This is a genomic window from Candidatus Corynebacterium faecigallinarum, from assembly GCF_052264515.1.
Classification (GTDB): Bacteria; Actinomycetota; Actinomycetes; order Mycobacteriales; family Mycobacteriaceae; genus Corynebacterium; species Corynebacterium faecigallinarum.
In genome coordinates this window covers 48,608-72,023 of sequence record NZ_JBQQOC010000011.1, presented here as the reverse complement: position 1 = coordinate 72,023, position 23,416 = coordinate 48,608, and the positions used below count along the sequence as shown (strand labels likewise).

At 67.3% G+C, this 23,416-nt stretch carries 23 protein-coding genes; 7 read left to right on the top strand and 16 right to left on the bottom strand.

The window, feature by feature from the left end:
- Positions 1–161 precede the first annotated feature (161 nt).
- Positions 162–1,676, top strand: coding sequence for an L-lactate MFS transporter (locus ACTXPP_RS07715; protein WP_443341620.1), 1,515 nt, complete (start codon positions 162–164; stop codon positions 1,674–1,676).
- 20 nt (positions 1,677–1,696) lie between these two features.
- Here ACTXPP_RS07715 and ACTXPP_RS07710 read toward each other — a convergent pair whose 3' ends face one another.
- Both ACTXPP_RS07710 and ACTXPP_RS07705 read right to left on the bottom strand, forming a co-directional pair.
- Positions 1,697–2,479 carry an ABC transporter substrate-binding protein gene (locus tag ACTXPP_RS07710; protein ID WP_443341618.1) on the bottom strand — a complete coding sequence of 261 codons (783 nt, stop codon included), beginning with the start codon at positions 2,477–2,479 and terminating at the stop codon, positions 1,697–1,699.
- Between the two features lie 3 nt (positions 2,480–2,482).
- Positions 2,483–2,707 (bottom strand): hypothetical protein, encoded by a 225-nt coding sequence (locus tag ACTXPP_RS07705; RefSeq protein ID WP_443341616.1) that lies wholly within the window; start codon positions 2,705–2,707, stop codon positions 2,483–2,485.
- Between the two features lie 182 nt (positions 2,708–2,889).
- On the opposite strand from ACTXPP_RS07705, the gene ACTXPP_RS07700 reads away from it, so the two are divergent.
- Positions 2,890–3,267 carry a GNAT family N-acetyltransferase gene (locus ACTXPP_RS07700; RefSeq protein ID WP_301495363.1) on the top strand — a complete coding sequence of 126 codons (378 nt, stop codon included), beginning with the start codon at positions 2,890–2,892 and terminating at the stop codon, positions 3,265–3,267.
- A 42-nt stretch (positions 3,268–3,309) separates the two neighbouring features.
- Positions 3,310–3,438, top strand: a complete 129-nt coding sequence (locus ACTXPP_RS07695) for a GNAT family N-acetyltransferase (protein ID WP_301495362.1) — start codon at positions 3,310–3,312, stop codon at positions 3,436–3,438.
- Between the two features lie 176 nt (positions 3,439–3,614).
- Here ACTXPP_RS07695 and ACTXPP_RS07690 read toward each other — a convergent pair whose 3' ends face one another.
- The 8 genes from ACTXPP_RS07690 to nadD form a co-directional block, all read right to left on the bottom strand.
- On the bottom strand, positions 3,615–5,483 hold the full coding sequence (locus ACTXPP_RS07690) for an NAD(P)-binding domain-containing protein (protein WP_443341613.1): 1,869 nt from the start codon (positions 5,481–5,483) through the stop codon (positions 3,615–3,617).
- Between the two features lie 210 nt (positions 5,484–5,693).
- On the bottom strand, positions 5,694–6,695 hold the full coding sequence (holA, locus tag ACTXPP_RS07685; protein ID WP_301498994.1) for a DNA polymerase III subunit delta: 1,002 nt from the start codon (positions 6,693–6,695) through the stop codon (positions 5,694–5,696).
- 23 nt (positions 6,696–6,718) lie between these two features.
- Positions 6,719–8,710: a ComEC/Rec2 family competence protein gene (locus ACTXPP_RS07680; protein ID WP_443341610.1), complete on the bottom strand. Its 1,992-nt coding sequence runs from the start codon at positions 8,708–8,710 to the stop codon at positions 6,719–6,721.
- A gap of 130 nt (positions 8,711–8,840) precedes the next feature.
- Positions 8,841–9,515 carry a ComEA family DNA-binding protein gene (locus ACTXPP_RS07675; RefSeq protein WP_443341607.1) on the bottom strand — a complete coding sequence of 225 codons (675 nt, stop codon included), beginning with the start codon at positions 9,513–9,515 and terminating at the stop codon, positions 8,841–8,843.
- 430 nt (positions 9,516–9,945) lie between these two features.
- A complete protein-coding gene (locus ACTXPP_RS07670) occupies positions 9,946–11,325 on the bottom strand; it encodes a DegV family protein (protein WP_443341605.1) in 1,380 nt (459 codons plus the stop codon).
- Complete coding sequence (locus ACTXPP_RS07665) at positions 11,322–12,119, bottom strand: histidine phosphatase family protein (RefSeq protein WP_443341603.1); 798 nt, start codon at positions 12,117–12,119, stop codon at positions 11,322–11,324. The genes ACTXPP_RS07670 and ACTXPP_RS07665 overlap by 4 nt, the downstream gene beginning before the upstream one ends.
- A 9-nt stretch (positions 12,120–12,128) precedes the next feature.
- The gene (gene rsfS, locus ACTXPP_RS07660) at positions 12,129–12,629 is read right to left on the bottom strand and encodes a ribosome silencing factor (protein WP_443341601.1); all 501 of its coding nucleotides are present in this window, start codon (positions 12,627–12,629) and stop codon (positions 12,129–12,131) included.
- Positions 12,630–12,740: 111 nt separating this feature from the next.
- On the bottom strand, positions 12,741–13,532 hold the full coding sequence (gene nadD / locus ACTXPP_RS07655; protein ID WP_443341647.1) for a nicotinate-nucleotide adenylyltransferase: 792 nt from the start codon (positions 13,530–13,532) through the stop codon (positions 12,741–12,743).
- Positions 13,533–13,720: 188 nt separating this feature from the next.
- Between nadD and ACTXPP_RS07650 the strand changes: the two genes are divergently transcribed.
- The gene (locus ACTXPP_RS07650; protein ID WP_443341599.1) at positions 13,721–14,695 is read left to right on the top strand and encodes a YwiC-like family protein; all 975 of its coding nucleotides are present in this window, start codon (positions 13,721–13,723) and stop codon (positions 14,693–14,695) included.
- Positions 14,696–14,716: 21 nt separating this feature from the next.
- Here the strand turns inward: ACTXPP_RS07650 and ACTXPP_RS07645 are convergent, their stop codons facing one another.
- The 4 genes from ACTXPP_RS07645 to obgE form a co-directional block, all read right to left on the bottom strand.
- Positions 14,717–15,535 (bottom strand): alpha/beta hydrolase family protein, encoded by an 819-nt coding sequence (locus tag ACTXPP_RS07645; RefSeq protein ID WP_443341597.1) that lies wholly within the window; start codon positions 15,533–15,535, stop codon positions 14,717–14,719.
- A 57-nt stretch (positions 15,536–15,592) separates the two neighbouring features.
- Positions 15,593–16,912 carry a glutamate-5-semialdehyde dehydrogenase gene (locus ACTXPP_RS07640; protein ID WP_301524778.1) on the bottom strand — a complete coding sequence of 440 codons (1,320 nt, stop codon included), beginning with the start codon at positions 16,910–16,912 and terminating at the stop codon, positions 15,593–15,595.
- 81 nt (positions 16,913–16,993) lie between these two features.
- Positions 16,994–18,331 (bottom strand): glutamate 5-kinase, encoded by a 1,338-nt coding sequence (gene proB, locus ACTXPP_RS07635; RefSeq protein ID WP_443341595.1) that lies wholly within the window; start codon positions 18,329–18,331, stop codon positions 16,994–16,996.
- Between the two features lie 83 nt (positions 18,332–18,414).
- A complete protein-coding gene (gene obgE / locus ACTXPP_RS07630; protein ID WP_443341593.1) occupies positions 18,415–19,929 on the bottom strand; it encodes a GTPase ObgE in 1,515 nt (504 codons plus the stop codon).
- 333 nt (positions 19,930–20,262) lie between these two features.
- On the opposite strand from obgE, the gene ACTXPP_RS07625 reads away from it, so the two are divergent.
- Positions 20,263–21,219 (top strand): type IV toxin-antitoxin system AbiEi family antitoxin domain-containing protein, encoded by a 957-nt coding sequence (locus ACTXPP_RS07625; protein ID WP_443341592.1) that lies wholly within the window; start codon positions 20,263–20,265, stop codon positions 21,217–21,219.
- Between the two features lie 284 nt (positions 21,220–21,503).
- Here the strand turns inward: ACTXPP_RS07625 and rpmA are convergent, their stop codons facing one another.
- On the bottom strand, positions 21,504–21,770 hold the full coding sequence (gene rpmA, locus ACTXPP_RS07620; RefSeq protein ID WP_301494324.1) for a 50S ribosomal protein L27: 267 nt from the start codon (positions 21,768–21,770) through the stop codon (positions 21,504–21,506).
- Between the two features lie 58 nt (positions 21,771–21,828).
- Entirely contained in the window at positions 21,829–22,131 is a 303-nt protein-coding gene (gene rplU / locus ACTXPP_RS07615; protein ID WP_301494325.1) for a 50S ribosomal protein L21, read from the bottom strand.
- 346 nt (positions 22,132–22,477) lie between these two features.
- On the opposite strand from rplU, the gene ACTXPP_RS07610 reads away from it, so the two are divergent.
- On the top strand, positions 22,478–22,852 hold the full coding sequence (locus ACTXPP_RS07610) for a hypothetical protein (RefSeq protein WP_301494327.1): 375 nt from the start codon (positions 22,478–22,480) through the stop codon (positions 22,850–22,852).
- A 15-nt stretch (positions 22,853–22,867) separates the two neighbouring features.
- The gene (locus tag ACTXPP_RS07605) at positions 22,868–23,416 is read left to right on the top strand and encodes an RNA polymerase sigma factor (RefSeq protein ID WP_443341588.1); all 549 of its coding nucleotides are present in this window, start codon (positions 22,868–22,870) and stop codon (positions 23,414–23,416) included.

The window sequence follows — 23,416 nt, the reverse complement described above, 5'->3', positions numbered from 1 at the left end:
CCCACAGCCAGGGGCTGCCACGCCTAGGTATGATTCCACAATAATGTGACGGGGGTAACACTGGCTTGTATTTCCCACCCAGTAGGACAACTTCGGTCAGACCACAGGTACATTCGTCGACAGCATAAACTGACGCTCACTTCTCGAGGAGTACCCCCTTCATGTCCTTCCTGGACCGCGACGCGATCATCGCGCCGGTGACATTCAACCGGTGGCTCATCCCACCAGCCGCCCTGGCCATCCACCTCAGCATCGGCCAGGCCTACGCCTTCTCCGTGTTCAAGAGCCCACTGGCCGAACACTTCGACGTCGGCGAAGTCGCCACCGGCTGGATCTTCTCCCTCGCCATCGCCATGCTCGGCATCTCCGCCGCCCTGTTCGGCACCTGGGTCGAGAAGGTCGGCCCCCGCAAGTCCATGGTCGCCGCCGGTACCTGCTGGGTCCTCGGCTTCTTCGTCGCCACCTTCGGCATCGGGACCGACCAGCTCTGGCTGGTGTACTTCGGCTACGGCTTCATCGGCGGCATCGGCCTGGGCATCGGCTACATCTCACCGGTGTCCACCCTGATGAAATGGTTCCCGGACCGCCCCGGCCTGGCCACCGGCCTGGCCATCATGGGCTTCGGCGGCGGCGCCCTGATCGCCAGCCCCCTGTCCAACGACCTCATGTCGCTGTTCAGCGATGACCCGGACTCCCTGACCCCGGGCATGCCGGCGACCTTCCTCGCCCTGGCGATCATCTACCTGGTGATCATCGCCCTCGGTGCGTTCGTCATCCGCCTGCCGCACCCCGACTGGACCCCGAAGGGCTACACCAAGCCCGCCGCCCCGGCCCGTGCCATCCAGTCCTCCGGCCACGTCTCGGTCAACAACGCCATGAAGACCCCGCAGTTCTGGCTGCTGTGGATCGTGCTGTTCACCAACGTCACCGCCGGTATCGGCATCCTGGAATCGGCCTCCCCGATGATCCAGAACTCCTTCGCGATCACCGCCGTCGCCGCCGGTGGCTTCGTCGGCCTGCTGTCGCTGTTCAACATGGGTGGACGCTTCATCTGGTCGACCGTATCCGACTACATCGGACGCAAGAACACCTACATCATGTACCTGGGCCTCGGCGCGGTGCTGTACCTCATCCTGGCGAGCTTCGGCTCGAACTCACTGGCGCTGTTCGTGATCAGCGCGCTGATCATCCTGTCGTTCTACGGTGGTGGCTTCGCCACCATCCCGGCCTACCTCAAGGACCTCTTCGGCACCTACCAGGTCGGTGCGATCCACGGTCGTCTACTCACCGCCTGGGCAGCCGCCGGTGTCGCCGGCCCGCTGATCGTCAACTCCGTGGTGGAGTCGCAGGAGTCCGCCGGTAACTCCGGCTTCGACCTCTACCGCCTGTCGCTGTTCATCATGGTCGGCGTGCTGATCGTCGGTTTCATCGCCAACCTGCTGGTCAAGAAGGTCAACGAGCGTTTCTACGAGGATCCCGAAGTCGTCGAGGCGAAGCTGCAGGCCGACCGCACCGCCGCGAAGGCCTCCCAGGCCACCAAGAGTGCGGACGATGCCGCCAAGGCCGGCTCCATCCACACCGCCGCAGCCAGCCTGCTGGCCCTCATCGTTATCGTCGCCCTGGCCTACGGCGTGATCCAGACCGGCACCACCGCGACCGGTCTGTTCACCGGTTAGGTGGATTTCCCGGGGACGTCCTACTCCTCGCCGAGCTCCGTGAGGATCTCGTCCAACCGGTCCAGGACGTAATTCGCGTCGGTGTAACCGGCGATCGTCGACTTGCCGATCCCGAAGACGTGGTCGTCCTGGGCGGCAGGCAGTGCCTGGAAGGTCGGCATCGCGAGGACGGCCTCGGTCTCGGACCCGTCGGTGGAGCCGTCGAGCAGCTCGCTGTGGAAGATGACGTCCGAATCACCGAAGGTGCTGGTGATCTCCTCGGTCGACAGAGACTGCTCGTAACTGTCGGCGTCGTGGGTGGCGTCCTCCACCCCGTCGGCGAACTGCAGGCCGACCGGGGTGATGATCTTGCCGAGCATGCTGCCCGAACCATTCGCGCTGAACTCGCTGGCTTCCCAGGCACCGAACATGGACACCCCCAGGTCGCCGACGATGTCGGCGTGCTTCTCGGCCAGCTCCTCCTGGCGGGCCGCCAGCTCCTCTGCCAGGGCCTCCGCCTCCTCGGTACGGTTCACCACGTCGGCGATCTGGGCCACACGGCTGTCCCATTCACCGCGAGCCTCGCCGCCGTGGGTGTAGATGTAGGACGGCGCGACCTCCCGAAGCTGGTCGGTGACCTCCGGCTCGATCATGTTCGGCACAAGGATCAGGTCCGGGTCCAGGCCGGCAATCTCCTCGACGTTGACCTCGCCGGCTGTGCTGATCACCGGCAGGTCCTCGACCTGCTCGAACTGCTCCTCGGTGAGCAGCGTCCTGGTGGGCTCCGTCGGCATCGCGGCCGGGACAATCCCGAGGTCCAGCAATGCCTAGACGCCGGCGAAGTGCAGCGGGACGATCGTCTGCGGGTTCGCCGTCACCTCGACCTCGTTGTCCTCGGTGTCGGTGACCGTGCGGGTCTCACCGTTCGACGCCGAACTGTCGGATCCACCGTCCGAGGAGTCGTCCGACGAGCAACCAGCGAGGACAAGTGCGGCCGATACAGCGATGGCGACGATCGCCGAGCGACGGTGCACGGGGGCGAGCAGGGACAAAGACAGGTTCTCTCCTGAAATGTCGTGCAACGGATGCGTGCCACGACTTTTCGCGACACTGCCAGGAATCATTCCACAGGCACGTTCGCAAGGAAAGGCAAACCTGAATCACCCGCCGAACAAGGGGCACCGGTTGATCAGACAACTCATCTCGACAAGGCCTACAAGGTAGACATGGAGCCATGACCCTCACACTGGGCTTCCCCACCGACGAAGATGAAACCCGCGTCCTCGACCTCGAGAAGGTGTTGACCACGGAGAACTTCAGCTTCCTCGCCGGTCACACCGTCGACGAGCAGAACACGTGGCGGGACGTCCTGGCGATGCTCCGCCGCGAGCACGAGGGCACGGACCTGCCGGCAGACCGGGTTCCGGCGGACTTCCTGCTCGCGGTGCTCCCCGGCGAACCCGACGGCGCCGACAGCACCGAGCAGATCATCGGCCGCGCCTCGATCCGCTACGGGTTGACCGACTACCTGCTGAAGTACGACGGCCACATTGGCTACGCCGTCGCCCCGGAACACCGTCGCCGGGGCTACGCCACCGAGATCCTCCGGTAGTCGCTGGCACTGCTGGCCGCACGCGGCATCGACCGGGCGCTGGTGACCTGTGACGACGACAACGTCGGTTCCTACCGGACCATCGAGGCCTGTGGCGGGGTGCTGGAGAACACCATCGACGGACCGGACGGTGTGCTGAAGCGTCGCTACTGGATCGACCTGTCTGCCTGATTGACTGGCCGAGCCCCACCGCCACCCTCCCCCTTGTCGGATAGGTGGGATGAATCGTCGCTCTTGGCCACGAAGGCCATCGATTCCTCCCACCTTTCCGACATGCTCTGCCGGGCCAGGCTCGGTCCAGGCTCACCCCGAGCTCACCCCGAGCTCGCCCCGAGCTCGGCACAGGCCTACGACGTGTGATGCACCGGAGCCAGCTTGTACACCGGAGTGTCGATCCCCTCGTGCCGCGCGGCGAGCTGCAGCGAGAGGTAGCGGGAGTAGTGGCGTCCCTGGTGAAGGTTGCCGCCCATGAACCACAGGTTCTCCTGCTGGGTGGGCTTCCACATATTGCGCAGCTCGCCCTCCCACGGGCCCGGGTCCTTCGTCGTGTCCGACCCCAGGCCCCAGCACCGACCGACCTTGTCGGCAACCTCCGGGCTGATCAGCTTCTCCGCCCAGCCGTTCATCGAACCGTAGCCTGTGGCCAGCACCACGACATCCGCGGCGAGTTCCGTGCCGTCGGTGAGGACCACACCATCGGCGGTGTAGTGGTCGATGCTGACATTGGAGTGAAGCTCGATCGACCCGTCGGCGACCAACTGCCCGGCACCGACGTCGATGTAGTAGCCGGAACCGCGACGCAGGTACTTCGGGAACAGGCCGGAGTCGTCGTCACCGAAGTCCAGCATGAACCCGGCCTTCTCGAGCCCGGCGTAGTAGTCGGCGTCCTCCTCCTTGATCGCCGCAGTCGCCGCCTTCTGCCCCTCGGGCAGGATCTTGTAGGGAAGCGAGGCGAAGGTCAGGTCCGCCCGGTCGGTGTCGACGCCGGCATCCAGGGCGTCCTCCGAATACAGCGGGGCGACGACGTGCTTGATGAAGGAGTCCGAGCGCACCATGTAGGTCGAGGACCGTTGGATCATCACCGGGTGCGCACCGTTCTCGTACAGGTCGGCGCAGATGTCGTGGGCGGAGTTGTTCGCACCCAGCACCACCACGCGGCGACCGCGGTCGGTCTCGCCGCCGGGATGCTCGGAGGAGTGCCGGATCTCGCCACGGAAGTCCTCCTGGCCGGGGAAGGTCGGACGGTTCGGCACACCGGACATGCCGGTGGCCATGACCAGCTGTGTGGGCTTCAGGACGACCTGCTCGCCGTCGCGGTCGACCACGACGTCCCACGTTCCGGACGCCTCGTCGTAGGACGCCCGCTGGCAGGTGGACTTGGTCCAGTAGTCCAGGTCCATGATGCCGACGTAGTGCTCCAGCCAGTCACCCATCTTGTCCTTCGGGGTGAAGATCGGCCAGTCGTCGGGGAAGGGCAGGTAGGGCAGGTGGTCGTACCAGACCGGGTCGTGCAGGCACAGGGAGTGGTAGCGTCCGCGCCACTGGTCGCCGGGGCGTTCTGACGCCTCGACAACCAGGGTCGGTACCCGCAGTCGCTTCAGTCGGGACGCCAGGGCGATGCCGCCCTGACCACCACCGATGATGACCACGAAGGGCTGCTCGGTGTAGCCGAGGTTCTCCCGCCGTTCCGCGCGGCGGTCGGCCCAGTTCTTCCGGTTCTCGTGCACACCGTGTTCGGCGCCGAGGATACGCTTGCGGCCCTTGTGCTCGGGCCGGGCGTGGAGTTCACGGGCGGAGGTCAGCAGCGTGAAGGCTTTGCCGTCCTTGAGACGCAGCACGCCGCGGCATGCGAAAAGAGGGGTGTTGAAGGTGGCGAATGCGCAGGTCACGCCGTCGCCCTCGTCGGTGGCCTCACCGTCGAGGGCGACGTCGGTGATCTCCAGACGATCGTGGTTACCGGTGACCAGGTCAGCGATGGCCTCGTGACCTTCGGCGGTGTGCAGGTTCCAGGTGAAAGTGACCAGGTCACGCCAGAACCCGGTCTCCAGGAACAGGTCCGTGGTGCGTTGGGCGGCGGTGGCCGGGTCGGTCTCGGCCAGGGCTGCGCTGAAGTCGGCGAACCAGTCCAGGACGGTGGCGTCCAGGTCTGAGACATCGGTGGCGGTGGTGACGGGTGCAGACAAGTTGGGGCCTTTCGGGGAGAGGTCGGGCAACATGTCGACCATCCATGTATGACGACGGTCACATCATTGGTCGATCGTCGACCACCCTAGAGTTTTCCTGCCCCCTCCATCGACCGTACTATCCATACAGTTTTCCATACAGAAACAGTCATCGCCCGATACCCCGGCAGGTCCGCCATGGTCAGCACCCCCGTTCCCCCTCCATCCGACCACGCGCCCCAGGACATCACCGGGGGTGATCACCTACCCCCGGGCAAGGCCTGCGATGCGTCGCACCGCGTCCTCCACCGCCCACTCGGCATCGGCCGAATGCCCCTTGACCCCGGCGTCCAACTCGGCGACGATCTGCACCGCCGCTGCCACGGATGCCGATGACCACCCCCGCGCTGCACGGACGGTCTTCTCCAGCTTCCACGGCGGCATGCCGAACTCGGCGGCCTGCGAGCGGGGATTGACCCGGTCCCCGTGCACCCGGGCGATGTCGCCGATCATCCCCGACAGCGCCGAAGCCAGCAGCACCGGATGCACGCCGAGCTGCAGGGCCCGGCGCGCCGAGCCGACCGCGGCATCGGAGCGTCCGGCCAGGGCCTGCTCGGCGACATCGAAGCCGGAGACCTCCGCCGAGCCGGTGTAGTAGCGGTGCACCGCCTCCTCGGTGACCTGTCCGTCGGTGTCGGCGACGAGCTGGCTGATCGCACTGGCCAACTCGCGCAGGTCCGAACCGACCGAATCCAACAGTGCCGCGGTGACGTCCGGGGTGACCCGCACCTTGTGCCGACGGAACTCCTGCTCGACGAAGGCCTGTTTCTCCCTGCCCTTGAGTTCGGCGGCGGAATGCACCTGCACCGAGCCAGCCGGACCCTTCTTCGGCAGGCTGGTGACCAGTGACTTCTGCCGACCTTTGCCGGTGTGCATGAGGATCAGCACCACTCCGGGCGCGGGATCGGCGACAGCCTGCTCGATGAGCGCGACAGTCTCCTTCGCGGCCTCCTCGACCCCGGTGATCACCACGATGCGGTCCTCGGCGAACAGGGAGGGGCTGAGCAGTTCGGCGAGCTCCCCGACACTCAACTCGGAGGTCTTTCGCATGTCGACCGGCAGGTCCTTGATCCCCGCGCGCGTGCGGGTGGCGGCGACGATCTGCTGCCGCGCCCGCTCGGCGAGGAACCCCTCGGTGCCGACGATGAGGTTCACCGGTGCCGGTGTGGAACTGCCTCCGGTACTGCCTGCTGCGCTGCCTGCCATGACGACCATCATATAGCCCCGGTTCACCGCCCACTGGCGTGCAGTCCGTCCGGCGCGAGCACCACGGTGCCGTCACGGCACGGGAACGCCACCGGCACCCCGGCCGGGGTGCGCGACGGCATCCCGCGGCTGCGTCCGCAGGACGTCACGACGTAGAGCTCCGGCGGTGGTGTCGCGGTGTTCTCGCGGCGACGTTCCTCGGTCAGGACGCTGCCCTCATCATCGAGGAGCACCACCTCGTAGCGTCCTGGTTCCGTACCGGAAGCGGTGATGATCTGCGGGGCACCTTCGGTCGGGCGTACACCCAGGTACCACTGCACCGTGTCCAGGTCCGTGGACCAGGTGCGGACCAGGCCGGCATCGACTCCTGCCTTCTCGGAGTACGGGCCGGTCGTCAATGACCCACGCTGGACGCCCAGCAGCACCACCACGATGACCACCGCCAGCCCACCTGCCGCCGCTGCCCGCCACCTTCTCGACACCACGACCACCACCAGCGCGGTGCCGGAGGCCACCACCAACCCCGCCCACCCGAACCCACCCGGGGTGTGCAGCACATCGATGCTCGAGAGGTGGGCGGCCACCGTGAGGATCCACCAGGCCGGCAATGCCGCGGCAGTGAGCACCACCGTGCCGGCCCCGGCATGTACCCCGGCGACCAGCGCGCCGAGCATGCCGATGACCGTCACCGGCGGCACCGCCGCACCGACCAGCACATTCGCCAGGATCGCCGTCGGCGAGAACACCCCGGTCATCTGCACGATCACCGGGGCGGTGACCACGTCCGCCACCAGACTCACCGCCACCAGCCCCACCAGCATCGCCTGCCACCGGGCCGGCGGATCATGACGGCCCGCCCGGGTGGTACGACGGTCGGTCCACGCCTGCAGGATCCGGCGTGTGACCAGCGGCGCCAGAGCCACGATCCCGGCGGTCGCCACCACCGACAGGATGAACGCGTACTCCACCGCCAGCCCCGGATCCACCGCCAGCAGCACCAGCACCGCCGCCGACAGGGCGGCGAACCCGTGCGTCCGACGCGCCGACCACACCGCCACCAGGCCCACCCCACCCATCACCGCCGCACGCAGCACACTGGGCTCCGGCCCGACCAGGACGACGAACGCCACCAGGCACACCGCGGCGGCCACGATCTGCGCCCAGCGGGGCGCACGCACGGCCGTGGCCAGCACCAGCACACTGCCGGTGATGATGGCGAGATTCGCCCCGGAGACCGCGGTCAAGTGGGTGAGTCCGGTGGCGAGGAACTCCTCACGGGTGCTGGTCTGCTGCATGCTGATGTCGCCCACGACCATGCCGGGCACCAGCTCCCCGGTATTCCACGGCAATCCATCGGCCGCGTCGCGCAGACTCCCGCGCAGATGCGTGGTGACCCCGGCGACCCCCTCCGGTGTGCCCGTGACCTCGGGCACCTCCCGGGCATTCAGGCTCAACGGCACCAGGGAAGGACGCTCCGACTCCCGTACCGTGGCCACCAGCTGCAGCAGTGTGCCGGGTTGCAGGTCCAACAGCGTGTCGCGCAGGTCGGTGTGGCTGGCGTGACTGTCGCTCGCTGCGTCGGCGATCAGCCACTCGTCGAGGAACACCGGCACCGTACCGAGATCCTCGATGTCGACGGTGAGCAGCACCGTCCCACCGTCGAGCTGTTTGGGGGCGGCCGCCACGGTCACCGGGCCGTCCCAGCTGGAGCTGCCGTTGCGTAGGACGTGGCGGTCGACCCGTGCCACCAACCACGCCGCCCGCGCCGACCAGGCGGCGGCGACCAGCATCGTCAGGGTGAGCGTGCGGGCGACGATGCGTCCCACCGACTCCTCGACGACGCTGCCCGGGCGCCACGGCCCACCCCACCACACAGCCGCCGCGCTGACCACCGCGATGCCCGCGCACACCACCGCCGGCCAGGGCGTTCTGGTCACCACGGTGAGGATGACCGCCAGCCACACCGCCAGGGCGACGGGGACCAGACGGAGGTCGGGCCCACGCCGACTGCGCACCACATCAGGACTGCGTGGGTCCCGGTCCGGAACGGTCCACTCGGTCCCGGAACCCGGCGGCGGGGTGAGATCCGGATTCGGTCTGGGTGCTCGTGCGGATGCGCGTGCAGATGCTCGTGTGGATCCTTCCTCAGACCGTGACATGGTCACGCAGCGCCTCGAACTTCGCCGGTCCGATGCCCTTGACCTCCATCAGCTGCTCCACTGTGGCGAACGCCCCGTGAGTGTCGCGCCAGGCGATGATCGCCTCGGCCGTGGCCGGACCCACCCCGGACAGAGTTGTCAGACCAGCCATGTCCGCCTGGTTGATGTCCACGAGACCGGAGTTCGCGGCAGGATCGGCGGCCGGGCGAGCGTTGTCATCGCCGGTGTCCTTCCCCGCACCAGTTCCATTCGCCGACTGTGCCGACTGTGCCGACTCACCGGGATAGAGCACCCGTGAGCCCTCGGCGTCCACCACGACCTGCATCCCATCGAGCACCGGCTCAGCGAGGTTGATCCCCTGCACCCGACCATCGGCCCGCACCCCACCGGCCTGGTCGATCACCTCGCCGACCCGCTTGTCCCGGCCGACGGTGAGCAGACCGGGACGGTGCACCAACCCCTGCACCGACACAACGACCATCCCCTGCCGTTGTCCCTCCCGGTCGTCCCGGTCTGCACCGTCCCCGGCGTCCTCCCCTGTGTCGTCCCCCGTCGTGTCCCCCGCATTGTCCCCCTGCCCGGTCTCCGAGGCTCCTACCTCCTCGGACATCGGCGACAGACCAGCGACGACGCCCCCTTCGTCGCCACCGCTGTTCCTCATGTCCCCAATCAGCATCACCCCTCCCACTGCCACCACCAGGGCAACAATCACTATCACCACCGTGCGAGCAGACCGGGGACTGATGACAGTCCGACGCTCGAACCGGACATCGGCGAGCTCATGCCCGGGCACCGGCTGGGTCAGGGCCTCTACCCTGTCAGCCACCACACGCCGGGTGCTCTTCCGGGCCTTCGCCGGCCTCGTCCTGGTTTCCGCGTCTCCGCTCATGGGAACAATTCAACCCCACGGCTCCTTGTCGGCCCGCCCGAAAACTGCCTATCGTGCGATGAACATGTGGATAACCGAAGGTGTGTGGATAAGCCTCATATACCTGCTTTGAACAGCGAAAACGGTCGCCACACCGACGGGGAACGACAGCTTCTCGAGAAAATTACGCAGCGTCGACCGACGGCCTCGACGAAGGGGTGCCTCAGTCGCGGACCAGGGAGACACCGACAGCCCCGGGGCCGGTGTGCACCGCCATCGAGTGAGTCACGTCGACCACCGAGATCACCACACAGCCCGGCAACGTCTCGCGCAGGGACGCGCGGAGCTGCTCGGCGACCTCCTCGGCCTCGTTGTGGTGGACGGCCAGGTGCATCGGCACGCAGGGCAGGTCGGCCAGCGGGACCTGGTGGTCGGCCTTGTCCTTGTCCGCCTTGTCCGACTTGTCGGCCCTGTCCTTGCTGGCCTGCTCCTTCTCTGCTCTCTCGGCCTTCTCGGCCTTGTCCTTCTCAGCCTTGTCGGACCGGTCTCCCTTGTCCTTGCTACCGAAGCTGAAGATGCGGGGACGGTACACCGGCTCAGTATCCACGGTGACCTGCGCCTCGGAATCGCTGGCGGCGGGCGTACCGGACTCACTGTCGGCGACATCATCGGAGTCACCGTCACTGTCGGAGTCAGACTCACTGTCCGGAACCTCGGGGTCGGAGTCTGCTGCCACAGAGTCACCGGTGTCCTCTGAGTCCTCAGGGGGTTCAGGAGACACTGGGGGCTCGAGGGGCTCAGCACCTTCGGCAGTGTCAGCCGCCGCGGCACCTGTCGAACTCTCAGCGTCGTCAGCGTCGTCAGCGTCGTCAGCGTCGTCTGCGGCCGTTGCGCTCCCGGCAGCATCGGTCACCTGGACCGAGACCTCGTCCGACGAGGCAGCAGCAACAGTGGCGTCAGCAGCCTCGGCATCAGCCTCCTCCGCAGCAGCCTCCGCCACTGCCCGGTACTCCGCCTCGACCAGGGTCACCAGACGGTCCATCGCCTTCGCCTGCGTCCTCGTCTTCGCGACCAGCTCCAGCTTGCCGCCGGTCAGATGCAGGATCGGCTTGATCGCCAGCGCCGTCGACAACAGTCGCTGACCAGCAGACAAGCGACCACCGCGGGCCATGGCATCCGTCTTCCCCAGGAACAGCCACAGATGACCGGAGTCGATCGCCTGCTGAGCGACCCCACGACACTCGTCCAGCGAACCGCCCTCATCAGCACACCGGGCCGCCGCGATCGCCGCCTGGCCGACCACCATGCCCGCCGACTGGGTGTCCAGCACCGCCACGGTATCCCCCAACACCGACGCTGCCTGCGACGCCGAAGACCACGTCCCCGACAACTCCTTGGAGATGTGCACCGCGACCACACCGTCATCGCCACCGCGTTCCAGCAGGCGGGCGTAGCAGGCCGTCAGTTCCAGGGCGCCCAGACCAGCCGTGGTCTCCTCGTCGCCCTTACCTTCCGCATGGAAGTCGAGGACGGTGATGCCGTACTCCGCCGCCAGGGCCGGGGGCAGACATGCCGAGGAATCTGTGACAACCTTGACCGTCATCGGGCACCCACCCCACGTCCGTCACCTTCGTCGGCATTGGACACACCTACCGGGGGCGGTGCGGCCACCCCCACATTCCAGCCTTCCAGGAACCACCGGGCCGAAGCCCAGAGCTCCGGGCCCGTGGCGTCCGGCTCCGTGGGACGCGCCACCAACTGCGACCAACGGGTGTTCCCCAGCCCGCCGAACATCGGGTAGTGCGACACCGGGACGTCCAGCAGACGCGAGGTCAGCGCACCGATCGTGCCACCATGGGCCACCAGCATCACCGAGCCGGTGTCCCACGCCGTCGTCGACATGAGATCGGTGACGACTGCCGCGGCACGCTCGGACACCTCCAGCCGGGTCTCCCCACCCGGCGGTGCCCACGTCGGGTTCAGACGCCAGTGCGACCGCTGCCCGGGGAACAGCGAATCCACCTCGCTGTGACCCTTGCCTGACCACTCCCCCAGGTCGGTCTCACGCAGCCGCCGGTCAGTGCCGAACTCCAGGCCCAGGGCCTCAGCCAGCACCCCGGCGGTGTCCATGGCACGCTCCAGATCGGAACTGATGATCGTCCCGATCGGCCAGGACGCCAGCTCCACCGCGGCAGAACGCGCCTCAGCCAGGCCATTCTCCGACAGCGGGGTATCCATCTGCCCCTGCATCCGGCCGGTGAGGTTGAACTCGGTCTGACCGTGGCGGATGAGGATCAGCCGTCGCTCCGGGAGACGACCGCCGGACGCACCGGATCCAGCAGTGCCGCCAGATTCGCCCTGGCTCAGGTCAGTCGGCTTTCCCGGATGCACGGTCATCAGTTCCCCTTAGAGCTCGTCCTCGTCCGGAGCGGGGCCGGCCAGCGGAAGGTCTTCGACACTCTGGGCAGACAGCGTGTTGTCCACCGGGGTGGTCGCGTCGAGCTCGGTGACGTCGGCATCGGACGACCAGACCCCACGGTCGGCCTGCTCCACGCCCTCGACCTCGACAGTCGGGCAGTCACGGTACAGCCGGTCGAGGGCGTAGTAGGAACGCTCCTCACGACGCTGGACGTGCACGATGATGGTGCCGTAATCCAGCAGCACCCACCGGTTGTCGCGGTGCCCCTCGCGCATGCGGGGCTTCATTCCGATCTCGGAAAGCTTCTCCTCGATCTCGTCGACAATGGAGTCGACCATGCGCTCATTGTCGCCGGTGACCAGCACGAAGCAGTCCGCGAGAGGCATGCGGGACGTCACGTCGACGACGACGATGTCCTCTCCGAACTTCTCGGCGGCTGCGCGGGCGGCAATTCCCGCGTGGTTGATGGAGTCGGCGCTAGCGGTCACGTGCTGTACAGATCCTTTGCGTGGGTACGTGGGTGAAGAGGATTGGAAGTGAATCGAAAAAGGACAATCCTCAGACGATTCTACAAGGCACGGTAAGTAATGCCGCATTCGTCAGAACCAGCCCTCCGGGAACCGGTCGCCGTCACCGTCCGGGTCCCAGTCGACGTCCGGTTCGTGGTAGTACTCGTCATCCTGCGCCAGAGGCGCCGCACCGACCGCAGGAACCGCCGGGGGCGCAGCGGCCCCAGCTGCCCCGGCATCCACGGCATTGTCCTCTCCCGTGTCCTCCCCCGCCACGGCCCACGGCAGGCCACCAGGGTGGTTGGCGCGGTACAGCGCCGTCTTGGCGATGTACTGCACCACACCGTCGGGCACCAGGTACCAGACCGACCGGCCGTCCAACGCCCGCTCCCGGATGTCGGTCGAGGAAATCGCCATCGCCGGGATGTTCACCAGGCTCAGTCGGTCGGAGTCGACCTGGCTGCGCAGCGCCTCCCCGGCGTCCTCCAGGTTGTACCCGGGGCGGGTGACGCCCACGCAGTGCGCCAGGTTGAAGACATCCTCCCAGTGCTTCCAGGTCACGATGCGTTCCAGGGCGTCGGCACCGGTGATGAAGAACAGTTCCGCCTCCGGGTAGCGGCGCTGGATGTCCTTGAGGGTGTCCACGGTGTAGGTGGCCCCGGGCCGGTCGATGTCCACCCGGGAGACCAGGAACAACGGGTTGGACGCCGTGGCGATCACGGTCATCAGGTAGCGGTCCTCGGCGGCGGTGACGCGCTTGTCACGCTTCTGCCACGGATGCCCGGTCGGCACGTAGATCACCAGATCCAGGCCGAACATGTCGGCGACTTCACTGCCGGCCACGAGGTGCCCGTTGTGGATCGGGTCGAAGGTCCCGCCCATGACCCCGATGCGCCGCGGGGGCTTGTCGGGGAAACGGTCGGGACGTACCGCCGGGTGTGTGGTCTGGTTCACGTCAGTCACGGTCCAGAAGTCTACCTGTTCACACTCGGTGCCCCGGCTCAGTGCCCTCAGGTGCGGATGTCGTGATTCTCCCCGGGTGCGCCCCGGGCCGCGATACGCTCAATGGCATGAGCCCGAAGACGAAGTCCGCATCCGGGTCAGCATCCGGCCGCCACGGCACGAACCCGTGGAAGCCGAACCAGCACGGCGCCTGGCCGATGATCGCCATCCCGGTGGTCGTCGGACTGTTCTGGATGCTGAAGGTCTGGGACACCCTCAACCCGGTCGACCGTGGCGACGGGATGGACGGTACCGCGGGCATGGTGCTGACCTTCCTCGCGGTCACCATCGCCTGGGTGGTGGGCTACCACGCCTTCTTCGCCCTGGGGATCTGGATGAAGGCCCGCAACGCCACCCTGCGCAACGCCTCACGGACCCCGACGCTGGTGTACGGCGTCATTGCCGGGGCCGCCGCCATCGTCGCCCTGTTGCTGCAGCCGCACCTGCTCTGGTGGTCGGTGGTCTTCGTCCCGCTGGTCGCCATCGCCATCTACGAGACCTGGCGCGGGACGCCACGCTCCCTGCTGTCCGGTGTGGCCACCACGGCCGCGTCGGCGTTCATCGTGCCGGTCGCCGCGACGGTCGGACTGGGGGCGTCCCGACCGGTCTCCGGCGGGGTGACCTGGACGTCCAACCTGTTCACCACCGAGGTTGTCGACGCTGTGCCGGCGGCCGTGTGGGTCACGGTCGCCTGGCTGCTGCTGTACACGGTGGGCACGGTGCCCTACGTGAAGACGATGATCCGCAAGAAGGGCGACCAGTCCTGGCTGATCGGATCCCAGGTGTACCACCTGCTGGCACTGGTGGCCGTGGTGGCGACGTTCCCGGTCAAGTACCTGCACTGGGCTGCCTGGCTGGTGGCGGTGGTGGCCTTCGCCGTGGCGTTGTGGCGGAGCCGGGCAATCCCGGCCTCCGCCGCGGCCGGTAACCCGTGGCCGCCGAAGAAGGTCGGTGTCCGTGAGGTCCCGCTGCACGCCGCAGTCGCCCTGGCCTGCCTGGTGGCCGCGCTGTTCTATGACGGTCCGCTGATGCTGTTCATCTAGTCCCCCTCTGCGGACGCCCTCCTAAGACAGCAGACCAGCGAGGGCGTCGGCGGCGCGACGGTCACCGGCGGTCGCGGCGTCCGGATCCGCCACGGCCGCGCTGAAGTACTCGGCGTGAACGCCGGCATCGTCCTCATCGGTTAAGGCGAGGAACACCGAGCGAGGGCCGAAGTCACAGACGAAGTCGTCGGTGACGCAGTAGCTGTGCACCGGGTAGGACGTCTGCCCGCCGGTCAGCAGCTCCGGTGTGCGGTGGAAGGGATTGCCGAGGTACATCGCGCCACGCAGCCGGCCCTGCTCGGCGAGCTGGTGCTGCACCGGCCCGAGTACGGCCACACCCTGGGAATAGGCCAGGGAGACGTAGTCCGGGGTGCAGCCGGTGGTGGCCTCATAGTCCTCGACGGTCTCGATGCCACCCGGCAGTCCACGGGCCATGGAGTCGGCGAACTGGCCCACCCCGGTGACCAGGACCAACGGGTCGATGTCCTCCCCTGCCTCGCCGACGGGGAATCGGGCCGGGTACCTGGCCGCGTCGACGGCAAGCACCCGGGCGTTGGTCTCGTCGAAGAGATCAGGGTGAACCTGGGTGGTGTAGTCGAGGAAGCGGTGAAGAGTCTCCCCCTCATAGCCGTTCGAGTAACCGTTGGACGCGCTGGCCGGGTAGGTGTCGTTCTCCTCGCTGCCGCGGGCGGTCAGGACGACCACCTCGGGGCAGTCGTCAGCAGAAACCGCCGCCAGATCCGGCTGTGCGGTTCCGGCGGCGGCCGTCCCCGCTCCCCCGATCACGAAGGCGAGGGCGACGGTTGCGACAACGGTACGGCGGGGGCGCGTTCTCTCCATGGTTCCCCAGACTACGTTTCCCACCCCGAAGAACCCGCCGATGGAGCCCCTTAGGACTTAGGGCCGGACCTGACCGTCGCCGTTGACGACCCACTTGGTGCTGGTCAGCTCGGGCAGGCCCATCGGACCGCGGGCATGCAGCTTCTGGGTGGAGATGCCGATCTCGGCGCCGAAGCCGAACATCTCGCCGTCGGTCCAGGCGGTGGAGGTGTTGACCATCACCGCGGCGGCGTCCACGTTCTGCTCGAAGTAGCGGGTCACCCGGTAGTCGGTGGCGCTGACGCCCTCGGTGTGGCCGGTGGTGTAGCGGCTGATGTGGTCGACGGCGGCCTCGACACCGTCGACGATGGCGGCGGCGATGTCGAAGGAGCCGTACTCCTCGACCCAGTCCTTCTCCTCAGCCTGGACGACACCGCCGACGCCCAGGGCGGAGAGCTCGGAGACCTCACCGTGGACGGTGACCCCGGCGTCCTGCAGGGCGGTGAGCACCTTCTTCTTGTCCTCGTCGGGCAGCGCGGCGTCCAACAGGACGACCTCGGTGGCGTTGCACACCGAGCAGCGGCGGGTCTTGCCGTTGATGACCAGCTGGATCGCCTCGTCGACATCCGCGGAGCCATCGATGTAGAAGTGGCAGTTACCCGTGCCGGTCTCGATCGCCGGGACGGTCGCCCCGGTGACCACCGCGTTGATCAGGCCTGCGCCACCGCGCGGGATGACGATGTCGACCAGGCCACGGGCGGTGATCAGGTCCTGCACCGAATCGTGGGTCTCACACGGCAGCAGCTGGACGGTCTCACGCGGCAGGCCGTGCTCCACACAGACCTCCTGCAGGATCTCCACCAGACGGGTGTTGGAGTTCTGGGCGGACTTCGAACCGCGTAGCAGCGGGACGTTGCCGGACTTCACGGCCAGGCCGAAGGCATCCACGGTGACGTTCGGGCGTGCCTCGTAGACCATGCCCATCACGCCGAGCGGGACCCGGATCTGGCGCATCTGCAGGCCGTTGGGGCGGGTGGAGCCGCGCACCACGTCACCGACCGGGTCGGCGAGGTCGGCGACCTGGCGCAGGCCACCGGCGATGCCCTCGATACGGGCGGCGTCCAGGGCGAGGCGGTCGATGAGTGCCTCGGACATCCCGCGCTTACGTCCGGCGTCGATGTCCTTCTCATTCGCCTCGATGATCGAGGCGGTCTCGGCGACCAGGCGGTCGGCGGCATCGATGAGCAGGTCGTTCTTCTGGGTGGTGGTGAGCGCGGGGTGCCGCGACACCTCGCGGGCCTTCGCGGCCTTGGCCAGGACCTCCTCGCGCTCGGCGGCGCGGGTCGGGGTAAGTCCGGCGGTGGATTCGGTGGCTGGGGTGATCGTCGCGTCGGTCATGGTTACCAAGGGTACGTGATCGACGCCCCAAAATCACCCAGATTGTTCAACAATCTCGTGGCGGGGCTAATTGAGGCCCGATTACGTGGCGCCGTAGACCCTCGACTGACGGTTGGAGTAGGTCGCCATGTAGTCCACGTGCACCACCGGACGCTGTGCGAACTCCGGCAGCTCATTGGTGGACTTGCCGATCATGCCCTCCAGTGTGGCGGAGTCGTAGTTCACCTCGCCGCGGCCGATGAGCACACCGTCCGGCCCGACGACGTCCAGCACCTCGCCGGAGGTGAAGCCACCGTCCACCCGGGTCAGGCCGACCGCGAGCAGCGAGCTGTGCCGCTCCATCGCCGCCGCCGCACCAGCGTCCAGATGCAGGGTGCCGGCGGAGTCCGCGGCGTAGAGCACCCAGAACTTCCAGGCCGACAGACGGTCCTCGCGGGGCCAGAAACAGGTTCCGACCTCCGCCTGGTCCAGGGCAGAACCGATGTTCTCCGTGGAGGTCAGCAGCACCGGGATACCCGCACGGGACGCCAGGCGTGCCGCCGACACCTTCGCGGCCATGCCGCCGGTGCCCAGGCGTCCACCGTCACCGGCGACGACACCGCGCAGATCCTTGCCGCTCTTGACCTCCGCGATGAAGCGGGCGTCGGGCTCGGCCGGGTTACGGTCGTAGAGGCCGGCGACGTCGGAGAGCAGCACCAGCGCATCAGCGTAGGCCAGGTGGGACACCAGGGATGCCAGACGGTCATTGTCACCGAAGCGCATCTCCGAGGTCGCGACCGTGTCATTCTCGTTGACGATCGGGACAGCCTTGAGCTGGCGCAGTCGGTCGATGGTGCGCTGGGTGTTGCGGGCACGGTCACGGCGGGCCGCATCGGAGGCGGTGAGCAGAACCTGGCCGATCGACCGGCCGTAACGGGCGAAACTGCGGGCCCACTCCTGGGCGAGCAGCACCTGGCCGGCCGCGGCGCACGCCTGTTTGGACGCCAGGTCGGTCGGCTTCTGGGTCAGCCCCAGCGGGCCCATACCGCAGGCCACCGCACCGGAGGACACCACGATCACGTCGGTGTCGCGGTCCATGCGGGCCTCGAGGGCATCGGCGATGACGTCGATACGCTCCGGGCTGACCAGTCCGGTGTCGTCGGTGAGGCTGGACGAACCGATCTTCACGACAACGCGCTTGGCGGTCCGGATCGTGGTGCGGACATCAGAACGGTGCCCGTACTCCGGGTCCTCCTCACTGGCCTCGGAATCCGGGAACTCCTTGGTCGTGGCGGGGATGACCGGACCGGGCTGATGCACCGCGTCCGTCCCGAACTCCAGCGAGGCGGGGTACTCGAACACGGACGTCGAATCGGCCTCGCTTTCAGCAGAGGAGCCGGAGTCACCGGCGGACGCAGGGGCATCAGTTGTGTCGGACATGCCCTTCATTATTACCTGCCGACGGACCCAATCGCCATCGAACTGGAATGAACAGTGCAGACGCCGATGCAGACACCGTGGTCTCAGCCCTCCCAGCGGTCGCGACTGGCCTCCTCGCCATCACCGAAATCGAACTCGTCGATCAGACCACGGCGGGCCTGGGAGGCGCGCTTACGCTCCGCCGGGGTCGAGCGGTCGTTACGCTCCAGACGGCGGTCAGTGCCGCGTCCGGAGGGCATCAGGTCCACGCCCGCGGCGGTCTGCGGCTCCCACTCGAAGGTGATGTCACCGATGGTCACCTCACTGCCCTCGACAGCGCCGGCCTTGTACAGGGCGTCCTCCACCCCCGCCTTGGCGAACCGGTCGGCGAGGTAACCCACCGCCTCGTCGTTCTCGAAATCGGTCTGCAGGATCCAGCGCTCCAACTTGCGGCCGGTGATGATGAAGGCGTCCTCGAACTGCGGGTCCGGGGCGATGTCGAACTCCACGTCCCTGCCACCGCGGCGACGCTGCCCCTTCGGGGTGATGACCTGCGGGGGTGCCACCTCCTCCGGCGGGTGTGCGGCGCGGTGCTCGCGGACGATCTCCATGAGCTTGTAGCGCAGCGGGTCCAGTCCCTCATGGCTGGCGGTGGAGATCTCGAAGACCGGCCAGCCGAACTCCTCCTCCAGGTCCGGGCGCATCAGCTCGGCCATCTCCCGGGCGTCCGGCACGTCGATCTTGTTGAGGATGATGATGCGGGGGCGCTCGCTGAGATCGCCCAGCCCGGCATCCACCGACAGCTCCGACTGGTAGGACGCCAGCTCGGCCTCCAGGGCACGGATGTCGTCCAACGGGTTACGGTCGGACTCCAGCGCCGCACAATCCACCACATGGGCGAGCACGGCGGTGCGCTCGATGTGGCGCAGGAAGTCCAGGCCCAGGCCCTTGCCCTCGCTGGCACCCGGGATCAGTCCCGGGACATCGGCGATGGTGAAGACGTCATGGGCGACGTTGACCACGCCAAGGTTCGGCTGCAGGGTGGTGAACGGGTAGTCCGCGATCTTCGGCTTCGCCGCCGACAGCACGCTGACCAGGGAGGACTTGCCCGCCGAGGGGAAGCCGACCAGGCCCACGTCCGCCATCGACTTCAGCTCGATGGTGACGTCCTTGATCTCACCGGGCTCACCGAGCAGAGCGAAACCGGGCGCCTTGCGGGCCTTCGACACCAGTGACGCATTGCCGAGCCCACCGTGGCCGCCGGCGGCGACGATGACGCGCTGGCCCTTGGTGGTCATGTCGGCGATGATCTCGCCCTTGTCATCCTGCAGCACGGTTCCGGCCGGGACCTGGAGCACCAGGTCCTCGCCGCGGGCACCGTGGCGGTGGTCGCCGGCACCGTTGGCGCCACGCTTCGCCTTCAGGTGCGGGTGGAAGTGGAAGTCCAGCAGGGTGTGGACCTGCGGGTCGACCTCGAGGATGACGTCCCCGCCGTGTCCGCCGTTGCCGCCGTCGGGGCCGCCCAGCGGGATGAACTTCTCGCGGCGCACCGAGGCGCAGCCGTTCCCGCCGTCGCCAGCCTGCACATGCAGGACGACGCGGTCGACGAAGCGTGACATATGTGAACGCCTTCCCAGGTCAAGTAATAAGAGTGAATCTGTCTGATCCTACCATCTGGGACGCTCAACACCGGTCCGGTCAAGCAGGGCATCATCGGGCGGGCCGGGTCGCGGCCAGTGCGCGGGGCGGGCGCGGGGTACCGAAGCCTGGCGGATCTGACCGCCCACCGCCAACGCACCGCCGAATCCGCCAGGCTTGGGTACCGCCGAGCTCTTCGCCCTCACGTTCCCCCCTTGCCTGCCTCCCACCCACCGACAGAAAGCCCGAAGCCCGGCCACCGTAGCGTCCTGCCGGTAGACTTGCAGCCCAAGGGGACAAAACAAGGGGAATACATGGGGACACCGAGAAAATTCTGGCGGACGCGCGAACTACGAGCGTCCGGAAAAACACGCAAACAAATCACCAGGGCGCTCCAGCGGGGCGAACTGCACCGGCTGGCCCGTGGGCTCTACACCACCGAAACGCCGGACGACCTACTCACCCTCCAGGGGCTGAGCTGGATGAACCCCGGCCTGGTCTACACCGGCACCACCGCCGGCTTCATCCACGGGGCGTGTCCCATGACGTGGCCGGCACAGGCGGCCACCGTCCGGGGACGCAGCGACGACGGGGGCGAGCTACTGTCCTTGTCCACCGCTGCCACCGGGCCGACCACGCGGGCGAAGGGCGTACGAGTGGTCTCGCTCATCGAAGCAGCCACCACCATGACCCACACGAAGCTCGATGAACTGCACCGCGCCGTGGAGTGGCAGTACCAGGGAACGCAAGGGAATGAACGTCTCGCCGAGCATCTCGCCGCACTGCCACCGCGCCGCCGGGCCATCGCCGCGGAACTCCTCGACGGAACCCTCACCGGCACCGCGAGCAGCCTGGAACTGAAGGCCGTCCGCGGGATCGTCGCTGCCTTGGACGGTCTGGACGTCACGGTCCAGGTCAATGAAATGGTGCTGGGTTACCGCTTCGACATCGTGATCCCGGAGGTGAAGGTCTGCATCGAGATCGACAGTCAGACGTACCACGCGGCCGGTAAAGCACGGACCAGCGCCTTCCTCAACGACCGGTGGAAGGGTAACGCGGCAGCGCGGTGGGGGTACACGCTGCTGCGCTACTCCGACGTGGACGTCAATCAGGCGATGCCGTTCCTCCAGGAGCAGGTGCGCGACACCATCGAGTTCATCCTGGAGCACCCACGGGGACGTGCAGCGCGTAGGAGGAAGATCCTCACGGACCAGGAGTGGTGGCTGTGGCACCCGTGGCGGGTCGCCCCCTTCGGGAAAAGACGCCGGTAGGGAGGACGGCACCCGCTGGCGGTCTCTAGTGTGCAGGCGACCGTGTTCGCAGGGGGTCGTGCTTGCTCCTGGGGACCCTAGCCTGGCAGAATCAGCCAGCTGCTGCCAGTGGCCGGTCCAATCCGCCAGGCTTCGGTACCTTCCGGGCCCCTCGGCTGGATGAAACATCGCCTAGCAGGCGCCAGCGCAGGGCGGTAGCAGAAGAACGAGGGGCAGCCCCCGGACACACGAAACCCCCGCAGCCTGTGGCGTGCGGGGGTTGTCGCGGAAAACGCGCGTCGGGACTAGGCCTCGACGGTCTCGCTCTCGACGATGTTCACGAGGCGACGGTTACGGCGGGTGCTGAACTGCACGGCGCCGGCCTTCAGCGCGAACAGGGTGTCGTCGCCACCACGGCCGACGTTCTCACCCGGGTGGAACGAGGTACCGCGCTGACGGATCAGGATCTCGCCGGCCTTGACCTGCTGACCACCGAACCGCTTGACACCGAGACGCTTGGACTCGGAATCGCGACCGTTGCTGGAGCTGGATGCACCCTTCTTGTGTGCCATGGTCTTTTCCCTCCTCGGAAAAGTTGTACCGCCGCACGAAGCACAGCGGTCGCTGGGTTTACTTGATGCCGGTGACCTTGAGGACGGTCAGCTGCTGACGGTGACCGTAACGGCGCTTGTAACCGGTCTTGTTCCGGTAGTGCATGCCGTTGATCTTCTTACCCTTGGTCTGCTCGACGATCTCAGCAGCAACGGTCTTGTCGGCAAGCTTGTCACCGGTGGTGATGTCAGCGCCATCGACGAGGAGAACCGGGGTGAGAGCCACGGACGCACCCGGCTCACCCTCGATCTTCTCGACCTTGACGAAGTCGCCTTCGGCGACCTTGTACTGCTTGCCGCCGGTCTTGACGATCGCGTACATGGAAGGGCTACCCCTTTGTTTCTCTACTCGGCTCAGGCCGCCCCTCCACCGCTGTCTCGACCCATCTGTGCTGGGCCGACGGCCTGAAAGGCAATCTGACTGGACTTACGTTTTTCGTTCGTGCTTTGCGCCCGACGGTCCCGGCACGAGGCACATGGGGACAACTGTCGAACGCCGACTGCCCAAGGCTACCGTCACTGCCCCGGAAAACAAAATCTCGCAGGGCGCGTAATCACACGCGTCCCTATGATGTTATCTGACACCATTTCTCTGGCCCGTTCCCCGCCGGGAACCCCGAGGACATCCCGCGCATTCCACGGGCAGAGAAGAAAGGAGGACACGACACATGGATGACATCCTCAACCTGCCGTCCGTCGACCAGCTCTACGCTGACAGCCCGCTCAGCCCGGAGCGGCTCACCGAGATGCTCGCCCACGCCGTCGACCCGGACACCCCGGACCCGGGCGTGGAGATCCCCGGTGGCGACGGTGGTGACAGCGCCCAGGTCGACCTCGACGAGTTCGACGACACCGGGGACGCCGCGGACGCCCACTCCCCCGCCGACGACATTCCGGACGCTCTCGCCGACACCGGCGACGACACTGCGCCCAACCTGTTCGCCGACGACCTCACCGACGGCGACGGCGACGGCGCTGCCGCCGGCGACGCCGGAGCGTCCTACCCGGAGGCCGATCCCGACGACCCGCTCGCGGACTTCTAGGAGGGGACGGACTGTATGGGACAGATGGACATCACCCACGAGCGCGTCCTGGTCGAACGGGCCCAGTCGGGCGACGAGAAGGCCTTCGCGGAACTGGTCACCGACGCACACCGTCGGATGTGGGCGGTGGCGATCTCGATCACCGGCGACGCCCACGATGCCGAGGACGCGGTGCAGAACGCCATGATCTCGGCGTGGAAGAACATCGGGGAGTTCCGTCCCGAAGCCCGGTTCTCCACCTGGATCTACCGCATCGCCTCCAATGCGGCGCTGCAGGTCGTCCGCGCACGCAAGGCCGTACCGGACGAGGACGCCGGGGTCGACGAGGTCGACACCGCCTCACCGGTGGCCGAGCAGGTGCCAGCGACCATCGTGGTGCGGGAGGCACTCAACGACCTGGACCAGGTGTTCAAGGAGGCACTGGTGCTGCGCGAGTACGCCGGCCTGAGCCTCGAGGAGATCGCCGCCCACCAGGGGGTCGGGGCGTCGACGGTGAAGACCCGGCTGCACCGGGCGCGCACCAAGGCCCGGGAGAACCTCACCACCGCCGGTGTGAGCCTCTAG